Source organism: Caproicibacter fermentans (genome assembly GCF_009746625.1).
Classification (GTDB): domain Bacteria; phylum Bacillota; class Clostridia; order Oscillospirales; family Acutalibacteraceae; genus Caproicibacter; species Caproicibacter fermentans.
Genome location: NZ_VWXL01000077.1, coordinates 32,137 through 50,971, shown reverse-complemented (window position 1 = coordinate 50,971; position 18,835 = coordinate 32,137). Strand labels below are relative to the sequence as shown.

Below are 18,835 nucleotides of genomic sequence, written 5' to 3'. Positions count from 1 at the left end.
AATAAATAATAATAAAAGCGCGGGCACAACCATCCGCCCGCGCATCAATACCAAGTTTTGCTCCGAAAGGAACAATCAAACGTATTGACCCGTGACGGACAATACCCCACAGGTGGAAATACAACTGTTCAGAGTGTATCCCGCTTTGTTTTACAGTTATTTATTATAAAGACACCCGCCGCTTTTGTCAAGAATTATTTCCCGTACCCGTAATTTCCGCTCCGATGGCAAACGAGTAAAGCATGCATTGCTTTACCCTTTTCCCCGTACAAAGCTCCAATGCGCGCCGGTACCAATCCAGCTGTTCCTCGTATCGCCGCCAAAGCTCCTCCGGGTCTCCCGTGCGGTCCGTCTTATAATCAACGATCACAAGGCCGTCCGGTTCCTCGAACACGCAGTCCGCCGCGCCCTGCAGAATCACAGATTCTTTTGACAATTTCGCGTCCAGTTCCTGGCGCACCTCTCCCGCCGGTATCTCCACAGTGAAGCGAAACTCGCGTTCCATGCGGGCAGAGGCAAGCATCCTCTTTGCGACCCTGCTTTGCAAAAATGTTTGAACAGCCTTCAGGTCAACCGCCTGAGCCTGCGAGGAGGTCAGGTAACCTTCCCGCACCAGTCTGGAAAGCTCCCCGTCGGGAGCGGCCGCCGCCTTTTCGTAATCCGCAAACTGAAGATAGGCGTGCAGCGCCGTGCCGCGCTCCGCGGGAGTCAGGCCGGTTTCGCCCAGAAACGCGGGACGGGCGGACGCCGAGTACCGGGCGGAGAATTTCCCGGCGGCCAGCTCGGACGCGGCAACCTTCGCGCACATGCCGTTCAGTCCGGAATACGGATAGGAATAATTCAGATCTGCCTCCAGTCTGTCAAGCAAAGCGGAATCTGCCGCAGCTTCGGACTTCTCTGTAATTTTCGGCTCCGCGGATTCCTCCGCCCGCGGATGGGTTACATGAATCGCCCAATGCTCCCCGTCCCCCACTGTGATTTCGTCGGACGCACCGGCAATCTCACGAAGAGAGCCGCCGTCCGGATGGCGAAGAGCGCAAAGCAGCAGCCAGTCTGAAATGCAGGACGCGCCGCGCACAACGTAGGGCTGAATCCGAGCCCCGCCCGTTACCCGGGAAGCAAGGGAAGCAAGAGTTCCGCCGGCGTCCGCGAGCGTTGTGACCAGAATCAGTTTCTCTTTCGCGCGCGTCATCGCGACATAAAGCACGCGCAGCTCCTCACTCATTTCATCCCGCTCCTGCTCCAACCCAACGGCTTCCCTAACCATTGTGGAACAACGGGCGCCGGTGGCCGGATCCTTTAGCCGAATGCCGGGGCCGAGTTCCGGATGCAGCAGAACGTCCGAGCGCTCCCGATGAAAGCTGCGCGAACAGCCGGCCAGAATGCAAATCGGAAATTCCAGCCCTTTCGAGTGGTGCACGCTCATAATTCGCACCACATTGGCCGATTCGCTGATGGTAGAAGCCGCGGAAAGGTCCGCGCGGCTTTTCTGCATGCGTTCGATAAAGCGGAGAAAACCGGATAACCCGTTGTAACCGGATGATTCGTATTTTCGGGCGTAGGTCAGCAGCAGGCGAAGATTCGCCAGCCGCAGTTCTCCGTTCGGCATGGCCTGAACCAGATCCGAAAGGCCCGTTGAGTTGTAAACGGTTCGGATCAGCCGGTCTGAGGGCATGGTTGCGGACAAAGTCCGAAAACGCTTGATCTCTTCAAGAAATTCGGCGGCTTTCCGGTTTCCGGCCCGCGCAGACGAAGCAACCGCGGGATAAAGACGGCCCGCGCGGTCATGCAGCCTGATTTCAGAGACATCGTCCGGCGAAAAGCCGTAAATCGGGCTCATCATAACCGCAAGCAACGGAATATCCTGCATCGGATTGTCGATCACCTGAAGCAGCGACAGGGCGGTGCGGATTTCGCTGGCGGTGAAGAATCCGCCCACCGTATCGGCCCACGCCGGAATTCCAAGTGCCGAAAGCTCCCTTGCGTATTCGTGCGCATATCGGTTGGCGCTGCGGAGCAGAATGCAGAAATCCCGGTAAACCGCCGGCCTTTGCCTGCCGCGGTCCGTTACGGTATGCGAACCGTCCGTCATGGAATAGATCAGTTCCGCGATGCGCAGGCATTCCGCACGGATCATGTCGGAGTCTTTCCGGAATTCCGTTCCGGAAAGATCGATGATTTCCAGATCGGCCGCCGGCTCCTTCTGGGGAGGATAATCGGCGCCGGGAACCAGCTCCTCCGACTTTGTGTAATCCAGCTCGCCCGCCTTTTTGCTCATCAGCTGCCGGAAAACGAAATTAACCGCCCCCGTTACCCCGCTTCTGCTTCTGAAATTGCGGTCGAGAATCACGCAGGCGGGAAACGTTTCATTCTCCGGGTCGTAATCCGGCAAAGCCGCGCGCCGCTTTAAAAAGATCTGAGGCATCGCCTGCCGGAACCGGTAAATGCTTTGCTTGACGTCCCCGACCAGGAACAAATTGGTTTCGTTGCGGGAAATCGCGCGGAAAATCATGTCCTGTGCTTCGTTGGTGTCCTGATATTCGTCCACCATAATCTCTTCATACTGCTCGGAAATCTCCAGCGCGTCCGGAGTCCGCTCGAATCCGTCTTCTGCGGCGCGAACCAGGAGCTTCAGCGCCCAATGCTCCAAATCGCTGAAATCCGCCGCGCGGCGCTCCGCTTTTCTCTGCGCCAGCAGAGAGCCGAACCGCTCCGTAACACGAAACAGCATGCGCACGGCCGGGGCAAGCCGTGACATTTCCTTCGTCCACTCCTCCCCGGAGCCGGAAAACAGAACCGTAAGGCGGCCGACCAAGGACTTGATTTCTTTTCGCGCATTAGAAATTGAATTTTTGAGAGGATCCTCCGAGCGGCCCCGGACCGGCTTGAATTTAGGAAAGGAAAACCCGGCGCAGCGGAGAGAGCAAAGGTCCCAGTCGCCGGACAAAACGCATTCTTTTAAACTCAGCAGGTTTGCAAGATCCGACCGGCAGGCGTCGGAATATGCGGCGTCGAGCTCCTCGTCGCCGCTCATGCGGGCAAGGGAATTTCCGGTAACCGAAATTCCGTACTCCACCGCTTCTTCCGCATAGGAAAGAATCGCACGTCCCCAGACGGATTCTCCCGGGGGGACCGAATCGTCGTACAAGGCCGACTTTTCCGAAAGCCAGCGGTCCGGAAACGGATGGGAACGTACAAAATCGTACAAACGGTTCACCGTTTCGGCGATGCGGCCGTCATCCCGCCCGGATGAAAACTCCTCGACAAAATCAAAAAACTCGGGTTTCGCCGCTTCGTAGAATTCGTCCAGCGTGTCCGAAATGATTTGAGCGCGCAGAACGGTCATTTCCCCGTCGTCCAAAATCCGAAAATCCGGCGCAATTCCCAGTTTAAAGAAATTCTCGCGCACCAGATCGCTGCAAAAGGAGTCGATTGTTCCGATTTTCGCGCGGGAAAGCAGAATCTGCTGGCGCTGAAGCCGGACGTTTCCGGGATCCTTTTCCAACATCCGGGCGATTTCCGCGGCGATGCGGCCGCTCATTTCCGCGGCGGCGGCTTTTGTAAACGTGACGATCAGCAGCCTGTCCGCGTCGATCGGGCTGACCGGGTCGACTATTCGCTCAATAACGCGCTGGACCAGGACGGCTGTTTTGCCGGAGCCGGCGGCGGCGGAAACCAGAAGGGTTCCGCCGCGCGCGTAAATCGCGTTCTTCTGGCCTTGCGTCCAGTTTCTGCTCATGTCGTCTTACCCCTTTTCGAAAGCTCCGCCAGCACGGCGTCGCGGTCCCATTTCTGCATTTCACGCTCCGGGTCGTCTCTCTCATGGCCGCAGACCGCCCCGTAAGGGCACCAGGCGCAGGCATCATATCCGCCGGACAGCGGAACAGCGGACACATTCCCCCGCTTTAGCTCGGCCGCCATTGTTTCAATCAGGCCGCGGATATATCGAAGAATCTGTTTCAGTTCCCGATCCGTGACCAAATGACCGCTGCCCGACGGAACTCCGTCCTTTAAGGTCACCGGAATAAAAGCGCCCTTTCCGTCCGGCTCCATTGCGGCAACGATGTCCGCGTCGTTCAAAATCAGACCGTCCATCCGAAGCTGCCTGTCCGATTCCTTTTTCAATTTATCGCTTGCGGTCCCCCGCTCCGCAGACGGCGACGGACGGTTTGCGGGCATATACAGAACGCCGGCGGGAAGAATTTCACCGTACCGCCCCTTTCCGTTCTCACACAGTGCGGCAAGGTAAATCAGCATCTGCAGATTCATTCCGTAAATAACGTCTGAAAGGCGGAATTCCTTCTGTCCGGTTTTGTAATCCACAACTCTCAGGTAGGAAGTCCCGCCGCGGGTCATCACGTCGACGCGGTCAATTTTTCCGTCGATGCTTACTTTTCCTCCATGGGGAAGAGGAATTTCCAAAGCCGGCACCGTTTCGCCGATCGGGAGTTCAAAGTCAACGGGTTCAAACCCGCTCTGCGACAGCTCCTGCGCGATACGGCGGGCAATGATCCCCGCGGAATCGGCAATCCGGGTGATCAGATATGTAAATCGCGGGGTTTTGTTGGAAAGGCCGCCGAACCTGGTTTTTACATAATCGTCCATAAAATTCAGAATGGCGGCTCGAAGCCCGTCGTCGTCAAGATTGAAAATAGCTTCGCTTCCGATTTCCTGAAACAGTCTTTGAAGCAGGTAATGCATGAAACTGCCGTATTCCAGCGCGTTGAGTTCGGCGGTTTTCCGTTCGCGGGCGTCGATTCCGTAGCGGCAAAAGTACTGAAAGCGGCACAAATGGTATTTTTCAATCTGTGTCGCCGAAACGCGGAGATCCGAGCCGAAAAGGTCGCGGGCCTTGTCCGCATCCCCGAACAGGAAAGGCCGTTTTTCCGCCGCGTTGGCGACCGAGGCCAGCCGCCGGTCCTTCCCGTAACGATTCATAAGCTCTTTCAAGGTGGCGGACAGCCTGTCGTTCGTACTCCATCTCTGTGCCGCTAGTTCCAGCAAAGGCCCCCGTGCCGAGGCAAAATACGTCTGTTCGAGCAAAAGCTCGTTCCACCGTTCCGCTTTCGGCAGAACAGCCAGCGCCTCCGTTATAACTGTGGAGGGAGAATTCGCCTTTCCTTCCGCATCGGAAACCGGATAGCTGAGATAAAGCTTCCGGGAAGCGGCGCACATGGAAGAATAGGCAAGAAATCGTTCCTGGATCGCGGCGCCCTCCGCCGTGTCGTTCAGCTCCAATCCCAGGTTGATGAGCTCATGGCGTTCCCTGTCGCTGATGAGCCCCCCCTCGCCGGGCGACAGGGGAAATTCGCCCTGCGCGCATCCGACCAGAAAAACGATTTTCGGTTCTTCTGGGCGCGAACGGTCCGCGGCGCCGACGGTTACCTCGTCCAGCCCCTGCGGAATGCTTGCAATGCGGCTGGACAGGATAACCAGCCGCAGCAGTTCGGCGTAACGTGCTGCGGAAATTTTATTTTTTCCGATTACCAAAGCCGTCTGATCCAAAATTTCCATCAGCAGATCCCAGATGCGCAGTTCCCGGTCCGCCAGCGCCGGATCCCCGCCATCCGACAGCTGACCGGCAAACTGTTTTAGATTTTCAGCCGCGCCCAGTTCCTCAAGCAAGCGGAACACAGCCGCAGCAATCGATGTTCCGTCCGCGTCCTCCGTCCTTTCAAAAAAATGCTTCAGGGGTTCGACGACCATGCTCCGAAGTCGGTTGATCTCGGAAAGCATTGCCGGATCACCCGGCTTTCGCTCAGCGAAACCCTCCGGGCTGTCCGTCCATTCCTCCAGCCATTTACGGCCGGAGATGCTCCATAAAAACGTATAGTTTTCCAGCAGAGAAATCTGATCCGGTGAAAGGCCGCACAGCCCGGTTTTTAGGTAGAGCAGAATATCGTCGGAGCGAAATCCGTTCTGCGTAATCTGAAACGCGGATAGAACCAACCGCATCAGCGGTTCCGCGTCGATTTCCTCCGGCCTGTCCATAAAATATGGAATTTCCCATTTTTCAAGCGCTTCGTCCAGAATTCCCCGGTAAGATTCGGGATTTCTTGCAATCACCGCAAAATCCCGGTAACGGTATCCTTCGTCAATCACAAGGCGCCGGACGGTAGCGGCGACAAACGCCGATTCATCATAGCTGTTCTTCGCCTCGTAAACGGCGACCGCTTTACTTTCCCCTAAAAACGGTTCCTGATGGGCCGGACGATAGATTCCGCCTTCCAGCGCTTTCAGGTCTTCGCTCTGAAACCGCGCGCCGCCCTCCAAAACATTTGGGGCCGCAACCGGAACTCCGTTTTGCCTTGCGATTCTGACTAAAATTTTCGCGGTTCTGCGAATCAGGGAAAACAGGCCCGCCCCGCATTCCGGATCGTCGAGACGATCCGTGCAAAGGGCGACGCAAACCTCTTTTGCCTGGCGCAAAATCAGGGATAATACGTCGTACTCCTGCACGGTAAAGCTCTGAAACGAATCCACCATGACGGTATAGTCCGAAAAATAGCTGTGTTCGCTCAGGGCGTTTTTCAGCCTTGTCAGATCATCGAGCGGATCGACGAAGCTTTGCGACACCAGCGCGTCGTAAGCGGAAAAGATCAGGGACAGTTCCGATATTTTCCGTTTCAGCGTACCGTCCCGCATCCGCTCCGCGGCGGCGGACAAGTCGCGCGGCGTAACCGCGCACATCTTGAATTCGGCGCATGCGCTGAGAAGAAGTCCGATCAGTTCGGTGCTTTCCGAATTCTTCCGATAGACATCCAGCTGATCTTTGACCTGCTCCAGCGCGAGACTCATAAAAATACTCCGTCCGCCGTCGTCGAGCCGCCGCCCGGCGAAGCCGCCGCAGCCCCGCAGGACCTCGTCCGTGAGCCGTGAAAAGCTGGTTACGGTCACGCGGCGGGCGAGAACCGGCCCCAGAAGCCGGAGCATTGCGCGCTCGTTTTCAAACGAAGCCTGTTCCGGCACAAGCAGCATCAGCCGTTCTTCCCCCGTTTGCGCCAGATTTTTCAGTTTATTCCGGACGGCCTGTGTTTTCCCGCTGCCGGCGCGGCCCAAAACAAAACGCAGCATTTTACGCCCCACTCCCTTTTGAGAAAGTATAGCATAAAACGCCGCGTGAAAAAAGGCCGGCTGAATTTTCGGAATTCGGTTATCGCTGCTCCAGCCACTGCTTGAGCTGTTCGTAATATTCGACGGTTTTAAATTTGATCTGATATCCGCCGCCGTCCCTGACGATTTTCAGCTCCGTCGGATTCAGAACATCCTCCAGCTGCTTTTTGTCCTGCGCCGCGGGCAGACAGAGCTGCGGGAAAATAACGCACCACCAGTTGTGGCCCTTTCCGGAGCCGATGGTGATTTCCAGCGCGTCATATTCACCCGCCGGCAGGGTTACGTCCCCATAGGTTCGGGTTGTAAAATATGTTTTCGCAAGTTTCGCCTCCACAGGGTAATCATATCCCAGCTTTTTGATTTCGTTCTGCGCGGCTTTTTTTAAAAGCGGAAGTCTTTGCCTTACGGCCTTTTCCGCCTCATTGCGGTTGTGAACATCATCCAGCATTCCGGCGCTCTCCTGAAGAATCCGGTCGCGAACCTTCAATTTCAGGCTTTGGTCTTCCTGTGTATCGGAATTTGCAAGAACATGCAGCCGAAGAACCTGAGAAGGAATTTGTTCGCATCCGGCTGTAAATCCTGTGAAATTAAGTAATACGGCAATCACGAATGCCAGGCACAGCGCTTTTCCAAATATTTTCATAAAACAGCTCCTTTTTGATTTGCAAAAGGAGCATTGTCCAAAATTTCCCATTTTATTCTTTTTTCTTTAAAATATTTTTGCTATGATCATAATAAAAAAGGAAGTGTAAAAATGCAGGAATCCTTAATTAATCTGGCGATCGGAGCAAAAGAGCTTTTGTTTCCGGCACAGATCGGCATCGCGACCGCCCTGTTTTGGGGAATCGTCCTTTCTTGTGTCTGTATGCCCCTATTCTTCCGAAAGAAAGAACTTGCACAAAAGCTGAGCATTGCCCTTCTGTTCCTTTACGTCGCCGCGCTGCTGCAAACCGGTCAGTGCCTGACGTTTCGGAGCTTTCTGGTTCCGGACGCAGCTACGGCGGCAAAAGCTCTTAAAGCTGCGGAATGGAATCCTTTTCTGATTTCCTCCTTCGGCGTCAGCGACGTATTGGCAACTCTGCTCCGCGACCTGCTGCTTTTCATCCCGATTGGGATTCTGATTCCCGCCGCAGACTCCGGAATGCGTCTGGGAAAAATGCTGATTGTCTCACTCCTCGGCGGCATCTGTTTGGAATCCTTTCAGCTGATTGCAAACATTCTGTCACGCTCTGCCGTCAGAAACGTAAGCATAGCAGAAGCAATTTTAAGCGCCGCCGGCTGTCTGACCGGATATCTGATTTTTGAAGGTCTGAAAAAAATTCCGGTTCCGAAACACAAAGCGCGTCATTACGCGCACCCCGGAAAAGCTTTTTAAATGAAAACTGAGAAGAGGAACCCCGGTCAATCCGGAGTTCCTCTTCTTCATCAATCGGGAAAAAACGGCTTGCAGACAAACACATTCGGATAGATTTGCCGCAAATCGTCTGCACAGCTCTTCTCCCGGTCTTCCCGATCAAACAGTCCGAATACCGCCGAACCGGTGCCCGACATGCACGCAGCGGCCGCGCCCGCCTCTAGCATTCGCCGTTTGATTTTTTTAATTTCCGGCAAAGGGACGGTCTTTTCAAAAGCGTTTCCCGTTTGCGCCGCAATTTCTGACAAATCTCCGCGCCGAAGCGCTTCCAGCATCCGGTCCGTATCGCAGCCGAAAAAGGTTCCGCTCCGATCTAATGCTTCATAGGCCTGCTTTGTCCCGATACCGGCTTCCGGCTTGCATACGACGATACGGCAGGGCGGAAGCGGCGGGAGCCTTGTCAATTTCTCGCCGATTCCTTCCGCAAGCGCCGTTCCGTTCAGCAGACAAAACGGCACGTCCGCGCCGACGGTCAACCCGATTTCAGAGAGTTCCGCTTCGCTCAGCGCGGTATGACAGGATCGGTTCAGAAGCCGGAGCGCCGCCGCGGCGTCCGCGCTTCCGCCGCCCAGCCCCGCCTGCCGGGGAATCCGTTTTTCAAGGGAAAAAGAAACGCCGGGATTTTTGAAGCCGGTCGCCTGAAAAAATGCTTCAGCAGCGCGATAAACCGTATTCTCTTTTCCGCAGGGCAATTCTTTCACGCTGCCGGACAGATGAATTTCCCCGTCCGAAGTCTCCGTTAACGAAACACGGTCGGAAAGGGTGATACTCTGGAAAACCGACCGGATCGTATGATACCCATCGGGCAGCTTCCCCGTAATGTCCAGTGTCAGATTGATCTTCGCGTAAGCATTTTCCGTAAAATCAGGCATTGCGGTCACCGGGCATTGTACGGAGAAAATGTTCGATTCTCGACAGGGCCTCTGTGATATGGCGTATGGAATAGGAATAGGAAACCCGGATATATCCTTCCCCACAATCGCCGAACGCATTGCCCGGTACAACCGCTACTTTTTCCGAATAAAGCAGTTTTTCACAGAATTCTTCCGAAGACAGGCCCGTGCTTTTGATGCAGGGAAAAACATAAAACGCTCCCTCCGGCTCAAAACAGCTCAGACCCATTTCGTTAAATCCGTCGACAATCAGTCTTCTGCGCAGGTCGTACTGATCGCGCATCGATATGATATCCCCGTCGCCGTTTTTCAGTGCCTCAATGGCCGCGTACTGCGCGGTGGTAGGCGCGCTCATAATGCCGAACTGATGGAGCTTCGTCATTTGCCGAATAATTTCTTTCGGTCCCGCGGCATACCCCAGCCGCCAGCCCGTCATGGCAAACGCTTTCGAAAAACCGTTGACCAGAACCGTCCGTTCTTTCATCCCGCCGATCTCCGCAAAAGATACATGCCGGTAATCGCCGTAAGTAAGCTCCCCGTAAATTTCATCCGAAAGGACAAAAAGATTATGTTCCTCCACAACCTCTGCGACCGCCTCAAGATTTTCCCGGCGCATAACGGCCCCCGTCGGATTATTGGGGTACGGCAGAATCAGCAGTTTCGTCTTCGGCGTTATTTTGCTTTTCAGTTCCTCCGCCGTCAGCCGAAATTGATCCTCCTGTTTCGTTTCAAGCACGACCGGCACGCCGCGCGACGCGATGGTCAGCGGCTTATAGCAGACAAAACTCGGCTCCGGGATCAAAACCTCTTCCCCGGGTTCGATCAGACTCCGGATCGTCAGGTCGATCGCTTCACTGCCGCCGACCGTTACCACGATGTCCGTTTTCGGTTCGTAATCCAAATGGCAGTGTCGCTTCAGGAACCGGCAGATTTCCTCTCTGAGCTCCAGAAAACCGCGGTTGGGGGAGTACCATGTTTTACCGTCCTCCAGCGATCGGATCCCTTCCTCGCGAACGTGCCAGGGCGTCGTAAAATCCGGCTCGCCGATCGAAAGGGAGATCACATGGTCCATCTCGCTTGCAATATCGAAAAAACGGCGTATGCCAGAAGGCTTCATGTTTTTTACTTCGCTGTTGAGCATGCGCTCGTAATCAATCACAGAGCACACTCCTTCTTTCGTCCTTCTCGTCCTCCGTATTAAGAATGACGTTCCCGTCCTTATACCGGGTCAGGATAAAATGGGTTGCGGTGGAAAGCACGGAATCCAGCGTGGAAAGGCGGCGCATGACGAACATGGCGATGTCCTGCATGCTTTTGCCGTGCACCTTGACCGCAAGGTCATATCCGCCCGACATCAGGTAGACGCTTTCCACCTCTTCGAACTGCATGATTTTGTTTGCAATTTCATCGAATCCCCGTTCCCGCTTGGGCGATACCCGCAGCTCAATCAATGCGCTGGCCTTGTTTTTATCGACTTTCTCCCAGTTGATCAGAGCCTTGTAGCCGCGGATGATTCCCGCCTTTTCATAAGCCGCGATTTCGTCTTCTATTTCATTTTCTGTTTTTCCCAGCATTGCGGCGAGCTGTTTTACCGACAGCCGGGCGTTTTCATCCAGAAGAGTCAGCAAACGATCCATTTTTAATACACTCCTTAAACGTACTGTCTTACTTACTCAACCGGAAGATAATGGAGTTTTCTTCCGGTAAAAACCACATAGTGATGAAAACCGGCGCTTCGGATAAGTTTCAGTCCCAGCTCGATTCCGCCGCCGACATCCGCCCAGCGATGAGCATCGGAGCCAAGGGTTATCATCCTGCCGCCCAATTCGCGGTAACGGCGAATCACCGGAGCATCGGGCATGGACGTCCCAAGTCTCTGCCTAAATCCGGAGGTGTTTACTTCCAGAGCGATATTTTTTGCAATCAGCGTTTTTATAACCTCGTCAATTCTGCCCATAAATCTGTCAGTGTGAATATGCAGTCCGAATTCTCCTGCGAGATAACGCCAAGGGTAAGTCAAATGCGCAAGGGAATCAAACTTTCCCCATTCGATCATTTCCAGAATCTCATCAAAGTATCTGTTTAATAGATCGTCAATGTTCTCCGCGGAGTAATCCAAATCAAAAAAATCTTTTTTCCCCGTTATGTTATGCAAAGAAGCGAGAACAAAATCATAATTAAAGCACCCAAGAGCATCTTCCGCGGCGTCCGTGTTCTGCATGGGCTGGCCCAGTTCAACGCCGGAAAAAACATGAAGCCGCCCCTGAAAAGCAGCGGCGGCCTTTCTCGATTCAAAGCAGGACTGACGAATGGATTTATCATACCCATCCGTCCTATAATGATTGCACTCACAATGATCGGTGATGGTAACGGCATAGAACCCGAGGCGAGCCGCGCTTTCACACATCATCATGGCGGAATCGGTCCCGTCCGGAGAACAATCGGTATGGATATGACAGTCTGATATGTATTGAATATTCATGACTTCCTCCAATCCGCTTTTTTTCATATTATTTATAGTATCACAATTCTTTCGGAAATCCTAGATCAATCATCTCCATGTTGGAAGTATGGTCCTTTTCTTTTTTTAAGCAGTTTGACATTCCTCGGGTCAACCGTCGCTTGACAAAAAGGGGGTTTCCGCACATAATAAAATCCTGAATATTATTACACGTTTGGGGGTAACAAAATGCGGGCCGTAATTACAGTAATCGGCAAAGACATGGTTGGAATTCTGGCACGGGTTTCATCCGTATGCGCGGAAAACAACGTGAATGTTGTCGAAGTAACCCAGTCGATTCTTCAGGACCTTTTTGCCATGATCATGCTGGTTGAGATTTCAAAATGCAAAATTCCTTTACCGGAATTATCCGAAGAGCTGACAAAGACCGGTAAGGAGCTGAATCTTTCCGTCCATGTCATGCACGAAGACATTTTTAATTCCATGCACCGCATCTAAGCGGACTCTGGAGGAAGGCTGGAGAAACAATCATGATAAATTCCCGAGATATTCTTGAAACCATTCAAATGATCGACAACGAAAATCTTGACGTAAGAACCATAACCATGGGGATTTCCCTGTTGGACTGCATTGATCCCGACGCGAACCGGGCATGCGAGAAAATTTATGATAAGATCTGCCGGTATGCCGGAAACCTCGTCAGGACCGGCGAAGACATCAGCAGAGAGTATGGAATTCCGATTATCCATAAGAGAATTTCGGTGACGCCGATCGCTATGATTGCGGCGGCCTGCCCCGATAAAAATCCCGTTCGTTTCGCAAAAGCGCTGGACCGCGCCGCCAAAACAACCGGCGTCAATTTTATCGGGGGTTACTCCGCCCTGGTTCACAAGGGCTTCGGACCCGGCGACTACGCTTTGATCGAAAGCATTCCGCAGGCGCTGAGTGAAACGGAGTATGTATGCTCTTCCGTAAATATCGGTTCCACCAAGGCCGGGATCAATATGGACGCCGTTGAAAAAATGGGGCGCGTCGTTCTGGAAACCGCCAAGGCAACCGCTGAAAGGGACTGCGTCGGCGCGGCAAAGCTTGTGGTTTTCTGCAATGCGCCGGAAGACAACCCGTTTATGGCAGGAGCGTTTCACGGCCCCGGAGAGCCCGACTGCGTGATTAACGTCGGGGTCTCCGGCCCCGGCGTCGTTCGAGCTGCTTTGGCTAAAGCGGGAGACTGCAAAATGGATGAAGTTGCCAATATAATTAAAAAAACGGCGTTTAAAGTGACCCGTATGGGCCAGCTAGTCGCACAGGAAGCCTCGCGGAGACTATGCGTTCCGTTTGGAATCATTGATCTATCCCTTGCTCCGACCCCTGCAATCGGAGATTCCGTTGCTCATATTCTGGAAGAAATGGGGCTGGAAAGCTGCGGCGCGCACGGCACCACAGCAGCGCTCGCCCTGCTGAACGACGCCGTGAAAAAAGGCGGTGTCATGGCTTCTTCCCACGTTGGCGGCCTTTCCGGTGCTTTTATTCCCGTCACGGAAGACTCCGGCATGATTGACGCGGCCCGCTGCGGCTCGCTCAGTATTACAAAGCTGGAAGCCATGACCGCGGTCTGTTCGGTCGGACTCGATATGATTGCAGTACCGGGCGATACCCCCTCTGAAATTATTTCCGCCATCATAGCGGATGAGGCGGCCATCGGAATGGTAAATTCGAAAACAACCGCCGTTCGTTTGATTCCGGCAATCGGGAAAAAGGCCGGCGAGGAGCTGAATTTCGGCGGCTTGTTGGGCGGGGGTCCCGTCATGGAGGTCAACCGCTATTCCCCGCTGAAAATGATTCTGCGCGGCGGTAGGATTCCGGCACCGATTCAAAGTCTGAAAAATTGATCAGTTCACAAAATATTCACAAAATTTCACTAATTTTCTTATTGATAAACTCTATAAAAACGGCTTTTTTCGGAATCGGTTTTTTCATTTCTTCAATAATAATTTCTTGTTTATGGTATAATAATGTAAATCACTCAAATAGTACAAGTGATTTTGCATACTCACAGATAATCACCTGTTCATAATAATATACGGGAGGGATTGCCATATGCAGGATCTGATGAAACAGATCATTGACATGGACCGGAAAGCCCGGCAGATTACTGAAACTGCCCAGCAGGAGAAGGTGGATTCCGAAAAAGAAATTCAGCAGAAGCGGGAGGAAATCCGCCAAAAATATCTGGAGGAAGCAAGAAGAAGAATCTCGAAAAACGAGCCGAAGGAACGCGCAGCCGCCGAGGCGGCATGGGTGGAAAAGAAAAAGCAAAGCAAGCGGCTTTCCGATCGGATGGACGAGTTATATCGCGATAAGGGAGATCAGTGGGTTGAACAAATCGTGGCGAAAGTAATAGGAGAGTGAGGAGAGATGCTTTCCGAATTGTCATCAAACGTCGTCCTTTCTAAAGCGCGGGCCATGTACGGAAAAAGGCTGACCATACAGAACTACAACGATCTTCTTGCCTGCCAGTCGGTCAGTGAAGTTGCGAGTTACTTAAAAAGCAACACTGTATATGGTAAGATCCTTTCCGGCATAGAAGAATCGGAAATTCACCGCGGACAGTTGGAAGCGAAACTAAGGCAAAAACTGCTGGAAGATTACGCGTCCCTTTGCCATTACGAAATTACGGTCGGAGAACATTTCTCACAGTATTTTATAGAAAAAAATGAAATTGAACAGATCCTTCACGTCATTCTTCTGCTGGATGCGGGTATGCCTGAGGAGTATTTATTCAACATGCCCTCCTATCTTACGCGCCACACAAAGGTTGACCTGAAGTCTCTCAGCAAAATCAGGAGTTTTGACGACCTTCTCCGCACATTGAGCCATACAGAGTACCGCCGTATTCTGGAGCCGTATCACCCGGAGGAAAACGGCTGGATCAATTATACGGGAATTGAAAGCTCGCTTTACACATATCTGTATTCCAACATGTTTCGTATTATAGAAAGATACACACGGGGCGAGACAACCAAACAGTTGAACGATATTCTGAAATCATATATCGACCTAACAAATTTTACTCGGATTGTCAGACTAAAAATATCTTATCATTCGGATCCGGAATTCATAAAAAATGCTCTTCTCCCCTATGGCACATTCGGCGAACATTTTCTGGATAAAATGATTGAAGCCGATGACGAAGAGAAAATTGTATCCATTTTGGAAACTTCCGAAATAGGCAAAAGGGCGCTGAGATTCGAGCACGATTACGTCGGAGAAATTCCACGTCGCATGAACTTCCGCAACTGCCACCATTATATTGACTTTTCAACACATCCTTCCGTAGTACTGATTTCCTACATCTTTACGAGCGAAGCGGAAATCAGTGATATTATCACGATTGTCGAGGGTATCCGCTATCGGCTGGCAACGGATGAAATCAGGAAACTTCTTATTGTCGTGAATAACTAACCAAGGAAAGAGGGGACATAAGCATGGCCGTTGTGAAAATAAAAATCCTCAATGTGATCGGGAGGATGTCCGAACTGGACGAAGTGACCACAATGCTTGGCAAATCCGGCATATTCCATCCGGATAATGCTCTGGCCTTTTACTCCGACACATCGGAATTCATACCTCTGAACGACGAAAACCCCTATACGGACGCTTTGCATACGCTTGAAGATACCCTGAAGACCATCGACAGGCATGTTGATTTACTGAGCGTGCGTATGGTGGATAAAATTGCGCCAAGCGTCAAAAACTGGCGTTCCTATGTTAAATCTTTTTCTTCCTCCGTTGATGATCTGATAAAAAAGAGGAATGAAATTGACCGGCAGATTTCGGAAGACATCAGAGAAATTGAAAAGGTCAGGCATTTTTCAGGTCTGGATCTTAATCTGGATGACCTTCGTGATTGCAAATTCATCAGAATCCGTTTCGGTTCCCTTCCGGTTGAAAGCTATGAAAAGCTGTCAAGCTACGAAAATAATCCTTACGTTGTCTTTTTCCCGGGAAGCCGTGACGAAGAGCGTTATTGGGGAATGTACTGCGCGCCGATTGATCGGATTGCCGAAGTGGACCGCATTTTTTCCGGTCTGTATTTTGAACGCACCCGTCTGCATGAGCTGACCGGAACCATGAAAACCGCGCTGAGTCAGCTGACAGCCAAGCGCGACGACGAGGCAAACCAAAAAGCTGAGATTAATCGCCAGATTGACGCGCTGTGGAACAAAGAAAAACAGATGGTTCAAAATGTTTATTCCTGGCTCTCGGAAGAATATGTTTATTACAATATCCGCCGCTATGCGGCAAGGTACGGAGACAACTTTATTTTAACCGGTTGGATCCCCGCCGATAGAGAAAACCAAATTCAGGCGCAGATGAACGAATTGGAGACGGTTAAATGTACCTTTGACCGAGCGGAGGAGCCGGAAGTGCTGATGCATTCCCCTCCTGTTGAATTGAACAACAAAAAGCTTTTCAGACCGTTTGAATATTTTGTGGAAATCTACGGCCTGCCATCTTACGACGAAATTGACCCGACAATCCTGGTTGCCATTACCTATTTTTTTCTGTTCGGAATTATGTTTGCCGATCTCGGCCAGGGAATATGCGTGGCGGCAGCAGGCTATATTATGTGGAAAAAAATGAAAATGAAGCTGGGAAGAATCCTGATCCCCTGCGGCATCAGCTCTTCTTTCTTTGGTGTTCTGTTCGGTTCTTTCTTCGGTTTCGAACACTTTTTGGATCCTTTATATCATTCTTTGTTTGGTCTGAGCGAGAAACCGATTTCCGTTATGGAACCGGAAACAACCAATATGATCATTTTGTTTTCCGTCGCACTTGGTATTTCGCTTGTATTGATAGCTATCTTGATCAACATCTATTCCTCTCTGCGAAGAAAGAATTACACAAACGCGCTCTTCGGGCCGAACGGAGTTGCCGGCTTGATTTTTTATGCGTCAATTGTGTTCGGCTTTGGAGGACAAATTCTACTCGGAATTAAAATTGTTACTCTTCCCTATGTTTTATGCCTGATCGTGCTGCCGCTTATTTCGATGTTTTTCCGTGAGATTCTCGGCGGCCTTGCTGAAGCCAGGCCGAACTGGAAACCCGAAAAATGGAGCGACTTTCTCATGCAGAATTTCTTTGAAGTGTTTGAATTTCTGCTGAGCTTTCTGACAAATACCATGAGCTTTATTCGTGTGGGTGCATTTGTTCTGGTTCACGCCGGGATGATGATGGTTGTGTTCATGCTTGCGGAGATGTTTTCAGGCATCGGTTTTGCTGTGGTTGTTCTGGTCGGCAATATTTTCGTTATTGCCCTGGAAGGGCTGTTGGTAGGCATACAAGCGTTAAGGCTTGAATTTTATGAGATGTTCAGCAGGTTCTTTGACGGCGAAGGCCGGCCTTTCCTGCCGGTTGTCGTTCGCCAGGAAACCTGACCTTTTTAGCTACATATTTTCATTAGGAGGAATTATTTATGAATTATCTTATCGTTTCTTTGCCGGTGATTTTTTTAATGGTATCCACGTTTCTTGCCGTACGTGCAGTTAAGCGCGGCCGTAAAAAGCGCAGCGCGCTTGCCGCACAGCTTCTTGCGTTTGCCGCCGTCTGCCTGATTACCTTCGCGGCGCCCGCCGTCGCTCATGCGGCGTCTAATGACGCAACTCCCGCGCAAACCACTCAGACTACCGAAGCGGCCGCTTCTTCCACAGGATTCACGATGCTTGCCGCGGCCCTTTCTACCGGCCTTGCAGCGATCGGCGGCGGAATCGCCGTCGCGGCTTCTGCTCCAGCTGCAATCGGCGCAACCAGCGAGGATCCGAAGGCCTTTGGTAAAGCGCTGATTTTTGTTGCTCTTGGTGAAGGAATTGCGATCTACGGACTGTTAATGTCTATTCTGATTCTGAATAAGGTCTGACCAGCTTAGGAAACGGAGGCCGGCTTATGCGCTTTTATGTAATCAGCGACAACGTGGACACACAGGTTGGAATGCGCCTTGCTGGCATTGAAGGCGTTGTTGTTCATGAAGCTAACGAGGTCAGGCAGGCTCTTCAGACAGCGATGGATCAGGAAGACATTGCGGTTGTTCTGATTACCGAGACCCTGCTTTCCCTCTGTTCTGAAATGATTTATAATCTGAAGCTGAACCGCAAACGGCCGCTGATTGTCGAAATCCCCGACCGCCATGGAAACGGGCGGACCAAGGATTCCATCACCCGTTATGTCCGTGAAGCGATTGGCGTTAAGATTTAGTCGAATTTTTTAGGTCGAACGGGGGTTCATAAATGGCTAATATCGACGAGAAAAAAGACAAATTTTATATTGCCATTAATCACTACGCAGAAGAGCAACGTAAAAAGATAGAGGATGAAATCGCTTCGTTTAAACAGAAGGAACTCGGCGAGGCGGAAATAGAAGTCCTGACGGAATGCTACCGCATGATTCAAAAAGAAATGAGTCAGATGCGGATCAGCATCGTGAAGGAAATGGCTGTTCGGGATATGGCCTTGAAACGTCAGCTGCTGGAAAAAAGGCAAAAGATTACAGATGAAGTTTTTCAGCGTTCCGCGGACAAACTGGTGGAATTTACAAAAACAGAACGCTACACAGACTTTTTGAAAAAGTCAGCCGAACAATTTTCCAAAGTGCTGCAGAATGAGGGAACGGTGATTTTCTTAAAATCCGGTGATGAAAAATACGAAGATCTGATCCGGGACTCTTTTGGCAGTACCTGTTCCTTTCAAGTCCTTGAAAGCATACGAATCGGCGGAATCAGGGCTCGAAACGACAACATGGGGCTGTCGGCGGATGGAACTCTCGACACCCTTCTGGAAAATCAACGCGAATGGTTCGAAGAACAGTCTGGTATGGCCGTTGTCTGAAAATTGCTGAAGATCCGCCCGTCATGAATGCGCTGCGGTATTTCAGCAGTTTTTAACGGATTAGTGTTATCGG

16 protein-coding genes are annotated in these 18,835 nt (G+C 51.7%); 9 read left to right on the top strand and 7 right to left on the bottom strand.

The features are described from left to right. Positions 1-187 precede the first annotated feature (187 nt). The 3 genes from addA to spoIIR all read right to left on the bottom strand — a co-directional run bounded on the left by addA (position 188) and on the right by spoIIR (position 7,756). Complete coding sequence (gene addA / locus CAFE_RS13160; RefSeq protein WP_156990915.1) at positions 188-3,739, bottom strand: helicase-exonuclease AddAB subunit AddA; 3,552 nt, start codon at positions 3,737-3,739, stop codon at positions 188-190. Continuing rightward, complete coding sequence (locus tag CAFE_RS13155; RefSeq protein ID WP_156990914.1) at positions 3,736-7,074, bottom strand: PD-(D/E)XK nuclease family protein; 3,339 nt, start codon at positions 7,072-7,074, stop codon at positions 3,736-3,738. The genes addA and CAFE_RS13155 overlap by 4 nt, the downstream gene beginning before the upstream one ends. 79 nt (positions 7,075-7,153) lie before the next feature. After that, complete coding sequence (gene spoIIR, locus CAFE_RS13150) at positions 7,154-7,756, bottom strand: stage II sporulation protein R (RefSeq protein ID WP_066650562.1); 603 nt, start codon at positions 7,754-7,756, stop codon at positions 7,154-7,156. 111 nt (positions 7,757-7,867) lie between these two features. On the opposite strand from spoIIR, the gene CAFE_RS13145 reads away from it, so the two are divergent. Then, on the top strand, positions 7,868-8,488 hold the full coding sequence (locus CAFE_RS13145; protein ID WP_156990913.1) for a VanZ family protein: 621 nt from the start codon (positions 7,868-7,870) through the stop codon (positions 8,486-8,488). Between the two features lie 50 nt (positions 8,489-8,538). Here the strand turns inward: CAFE_RS13145 and ispE are convergent, their stop codons facing one another. Genes ispE through CAFE_RS13125 form a run of 4 tightly spaced genes read right to left on the bottom strand, consistent with a single transcriptional unit; the run spans position 8,539 to position 11,902 of the window. After that, a complete protein-coding gene (gene ispE, locus CAFE_RS13140) occupies positions 8,539-9,399 on the bottom strand; it encodes a 4-(cytidine 5'-diphospho)-2-C-methyl-D-erythritol kinase (RefSeq protein ID WP_166525141.1) in 861 nt (286 codons plus the stop codon). After that, positions 9,392-10,576, bottom strand: a complete 1,185-nt coding sequence (locus tag CAFE_RS13135) for an aminotransferase class I/II-fold pyridoxal phosphate-dependent enzyme (RefSeq protein WP_413814436.1) — start codon at positions 10,574-10,576, stop codon at positions 9,392-9,394. Before CAFE_RS13135 ends, ispE begins: the two co-directional genes overlap by 8 nt. Next, entirely contained in the window at positions 10,572-11,057 is a 486-nt protein-coding gene (locus tag CAFE_RS13130) for an Lrp/AsnC family transcriptional regulator (RefSeq protein ID WP_156990911.1), read from the bottom strand. The genes CAFE_RS13135 and CAFE_RS13130 overlap by 5 nt, the downstream gene beginning before the upstream one ends. Positions 11,058-11,089: 32 nt before the next feature. After that, positions 11,090-11,902: a histidinol-phosphatase HisJ family protein gene (locus CAFE_RS13125; RefSeq protein ID WP_156990910.1), complete on the bottom strand. Its 813-nt coding sequence runs from the start codon at positions 11,900-11,902 to the stop codon at positions 11,090-11,092. Positions 11,903-12,109: 207 nt separating this feature from the next. Between CAFE_RS13125 and CAFE_RS13120 the strand changes: the two genes are divergently transcribed. From CAFE_RS13120 to CAFE_RS13085, 8 genes are all read left to right on the top strand, one after another. After that, positions 12,110-12,379, top strand: coding sequence for an ACT domain-containing protein (locus CAFE_RS13120; protein WP_066650567.1), 270 nt, complete (start codon positions 12,110-12,112; stop codon positions 12,377-12,379). A gap of 32 nt (positions 12,380-12,411) precedes the next feature. Next, positions 12,412-13,770, top strand: coding sequence for a PFL family protein (locus tag CAFE_RS13115; protein ID WP_066650568.1), 1,359 nt, complete (start codon positions 12,412-12,414; stop codon positions 13,768-13,770). 208 nt (positions 13,771-13,978) lie between these two features. Beyond that, complete coding sequence (locus CAFE_RS13110) at positions 13,979-14,290, top strand: hypothetical protein (RefSeq protein WP_066650569.1); 312 nt, start codon at positions 13,979-13,981, stop codon at positions 14,288-14,290. A 6-nt stretch (positions 14,291-14,296) separates the two neighbouring features. Continuing rightward, positions 14,297-15,343: a V-type ATPase subunit gene (locus CAFE_RS13105; protein ID WP_156990909.1), complete on the top strand. Its 1,047-nt coding sequence runs from the start codon at positions 14,297-14,299 to the stop codon at positions 15,341-15,343. Positions 15,344-15,366: 23 nt separating this feature from the next. Further along, on the top strand, positions 15,367-17,319 hold the full coding sequence (locus CAFE_RS13100) for a V-type ATP synthase subunit I (RefSeq protein WP_066650571.1): 1,953 nt from the start codon (positions 15,367-15,369) through the stop codon (positions 17,317-17,319). Positions 17,320-17,357: 38 nt separating this feature from the next. Continuing rightward, positions 17,358-17,798: an ATP synthase subunit C gene (locus tag CAFE_RS13095; protein ID WP_066650572.1), complete on the top strand. Its 441-nt coding sequence runs from the start codon at positions 17,358-17,360 to the stop codon at positions 17,796-17,798. A gap of 26 nt (positions 17,799-17,824) precedes the next feature. Then, a complete protein-coding gene (locus tag CAFE_RS13090) occupies positions 17,825-18,133 on the top strand; it encodes a V-type ATP synthase subunit F (RefSeq protein ID WP_066650573.1) in 309 nt (102 codons plus the stop codon). A gap of 32 nt (positions 18,134-18,165) precedes the next feature. After that, complete coding sequence (locus tag CAFE_RS13085; RefSeq protein ID WP_066650574.1) at positions 18,166-18,762, top strand: V-type ATP synthase subunit E; 597 nt, start codon at positions 18,166-18,168, stop codon at positions 18,760-18,762. The last annotated feature ends 73 nt before the right edge of the window (positions 18,763-18,835 follow it).

Excerpts from the sequence above, each read along its gene's own strand:
- ispE (WP_166525141.1), bottom strand. The coding sequence starts at position 9,399 with ATGCCTGATTTTACGGAAAATGCTTACGCGAAGATCAATCTGACACTG.
- CAFE_RS13145 (WP_156990913.1), top strand. The coding sequence starts at position 7,868 with ATGCAGGAATCCTTAATTAATCTGGCGATCGGAGCAAAAGAGCTTTTG.
- CAFE_RS13110 (WP_066650569.1), top strand. The coding sequence starts at position 13,979 with ATGCAGGATCTGATGAAACAGATCATTGACATGGACCGGAAAGCCCGG.
- CAFE_RS13090 (WP_066650573.1), top strand. The coding sequence starts at position 17,825 with ATGCGCTTTTATGTAATCAGCGACAACGTGGACACACAGGTTGGAATG.
- CAFE_RS13105 (WP_156990909.1), top strand. The coding sequence starts at position 14,297 with ATGCTTTCCGAATTGTCATCAAACGTCGTCCTTTCTAAAGCGCGGGCC.
- addA (WP_156990915.1), bottom strand. The coding sequence starts at position 3,739 with ATGAGCAGAAACTGGACGCAAGGCCAGAAGAACGCGATTTACGCGCGC.
- CAFE_RS13120 (WP_066650567.1), top strand. The coding sequence starts at position 12,110 with ATGCGGGCCGTAATTACAGTAATCGGCAAAGACATGGTTGGAATTCTG.
- CAFE_RS13125 (WP_156990910.1), bottom strand. The coding sequence starts at position 11,902 with ATGAATATTCAATACATATCAGACTGTCATATCCATACCGATTGTTCT.
- CAFE_RS13100 (WP_066650571.1), top strand. The coding sequence starts at position 15,367 with ATGGCCGTTGTGAAAATAAAAATCCTCAATGTGATCGGGAGGATGTCC.
- CAFE_RS13095 (WP_066650572.1), top strand. The coding sequence starts at position 17,358 with ATGAATTATCTTATCGTTTCTTTGCCGGTGATTTTTTTAATGGTATCC.
- CAFE_RS13085 (WP_066650574.1), top strand. The coding sequence starts at position 18,166 with ATGGCTAATATCGACGAGAAAAAAGACAAATTTTATATTGCCATTAAT.
- CAFE_RS13155 (WP_156990914.1), bottom strand. The coding sequence starts at position 7,074 with ATGCTGCGTTTTGTTTTGGGCCGCGCCGGCAGCGGGAAAACACAGGCC.
- CAFE_RS13130 (WP_156990911.1), bottom strand. The coding sequence starts at position 11,057 with ATGGATCGTTTGCTGACTCTTCTGGATGAAAACGCCCGGCTGTCGGTA.
- CAFE_RS13115 (WP_066650568.1), top strand. The coding sequence starts at position 12,412 with ATGATAAATTCCCGAGATATTCTTGAAACCATTCAAATGATCGACAAC.
- spoIIR (WP_066650562.1), bottom strand. The coding sequence starts at position 7,756 with ATGAAAATATTTGGAAAAGCGCTGTGCCTGGCATTCGTGATTGCCGTA.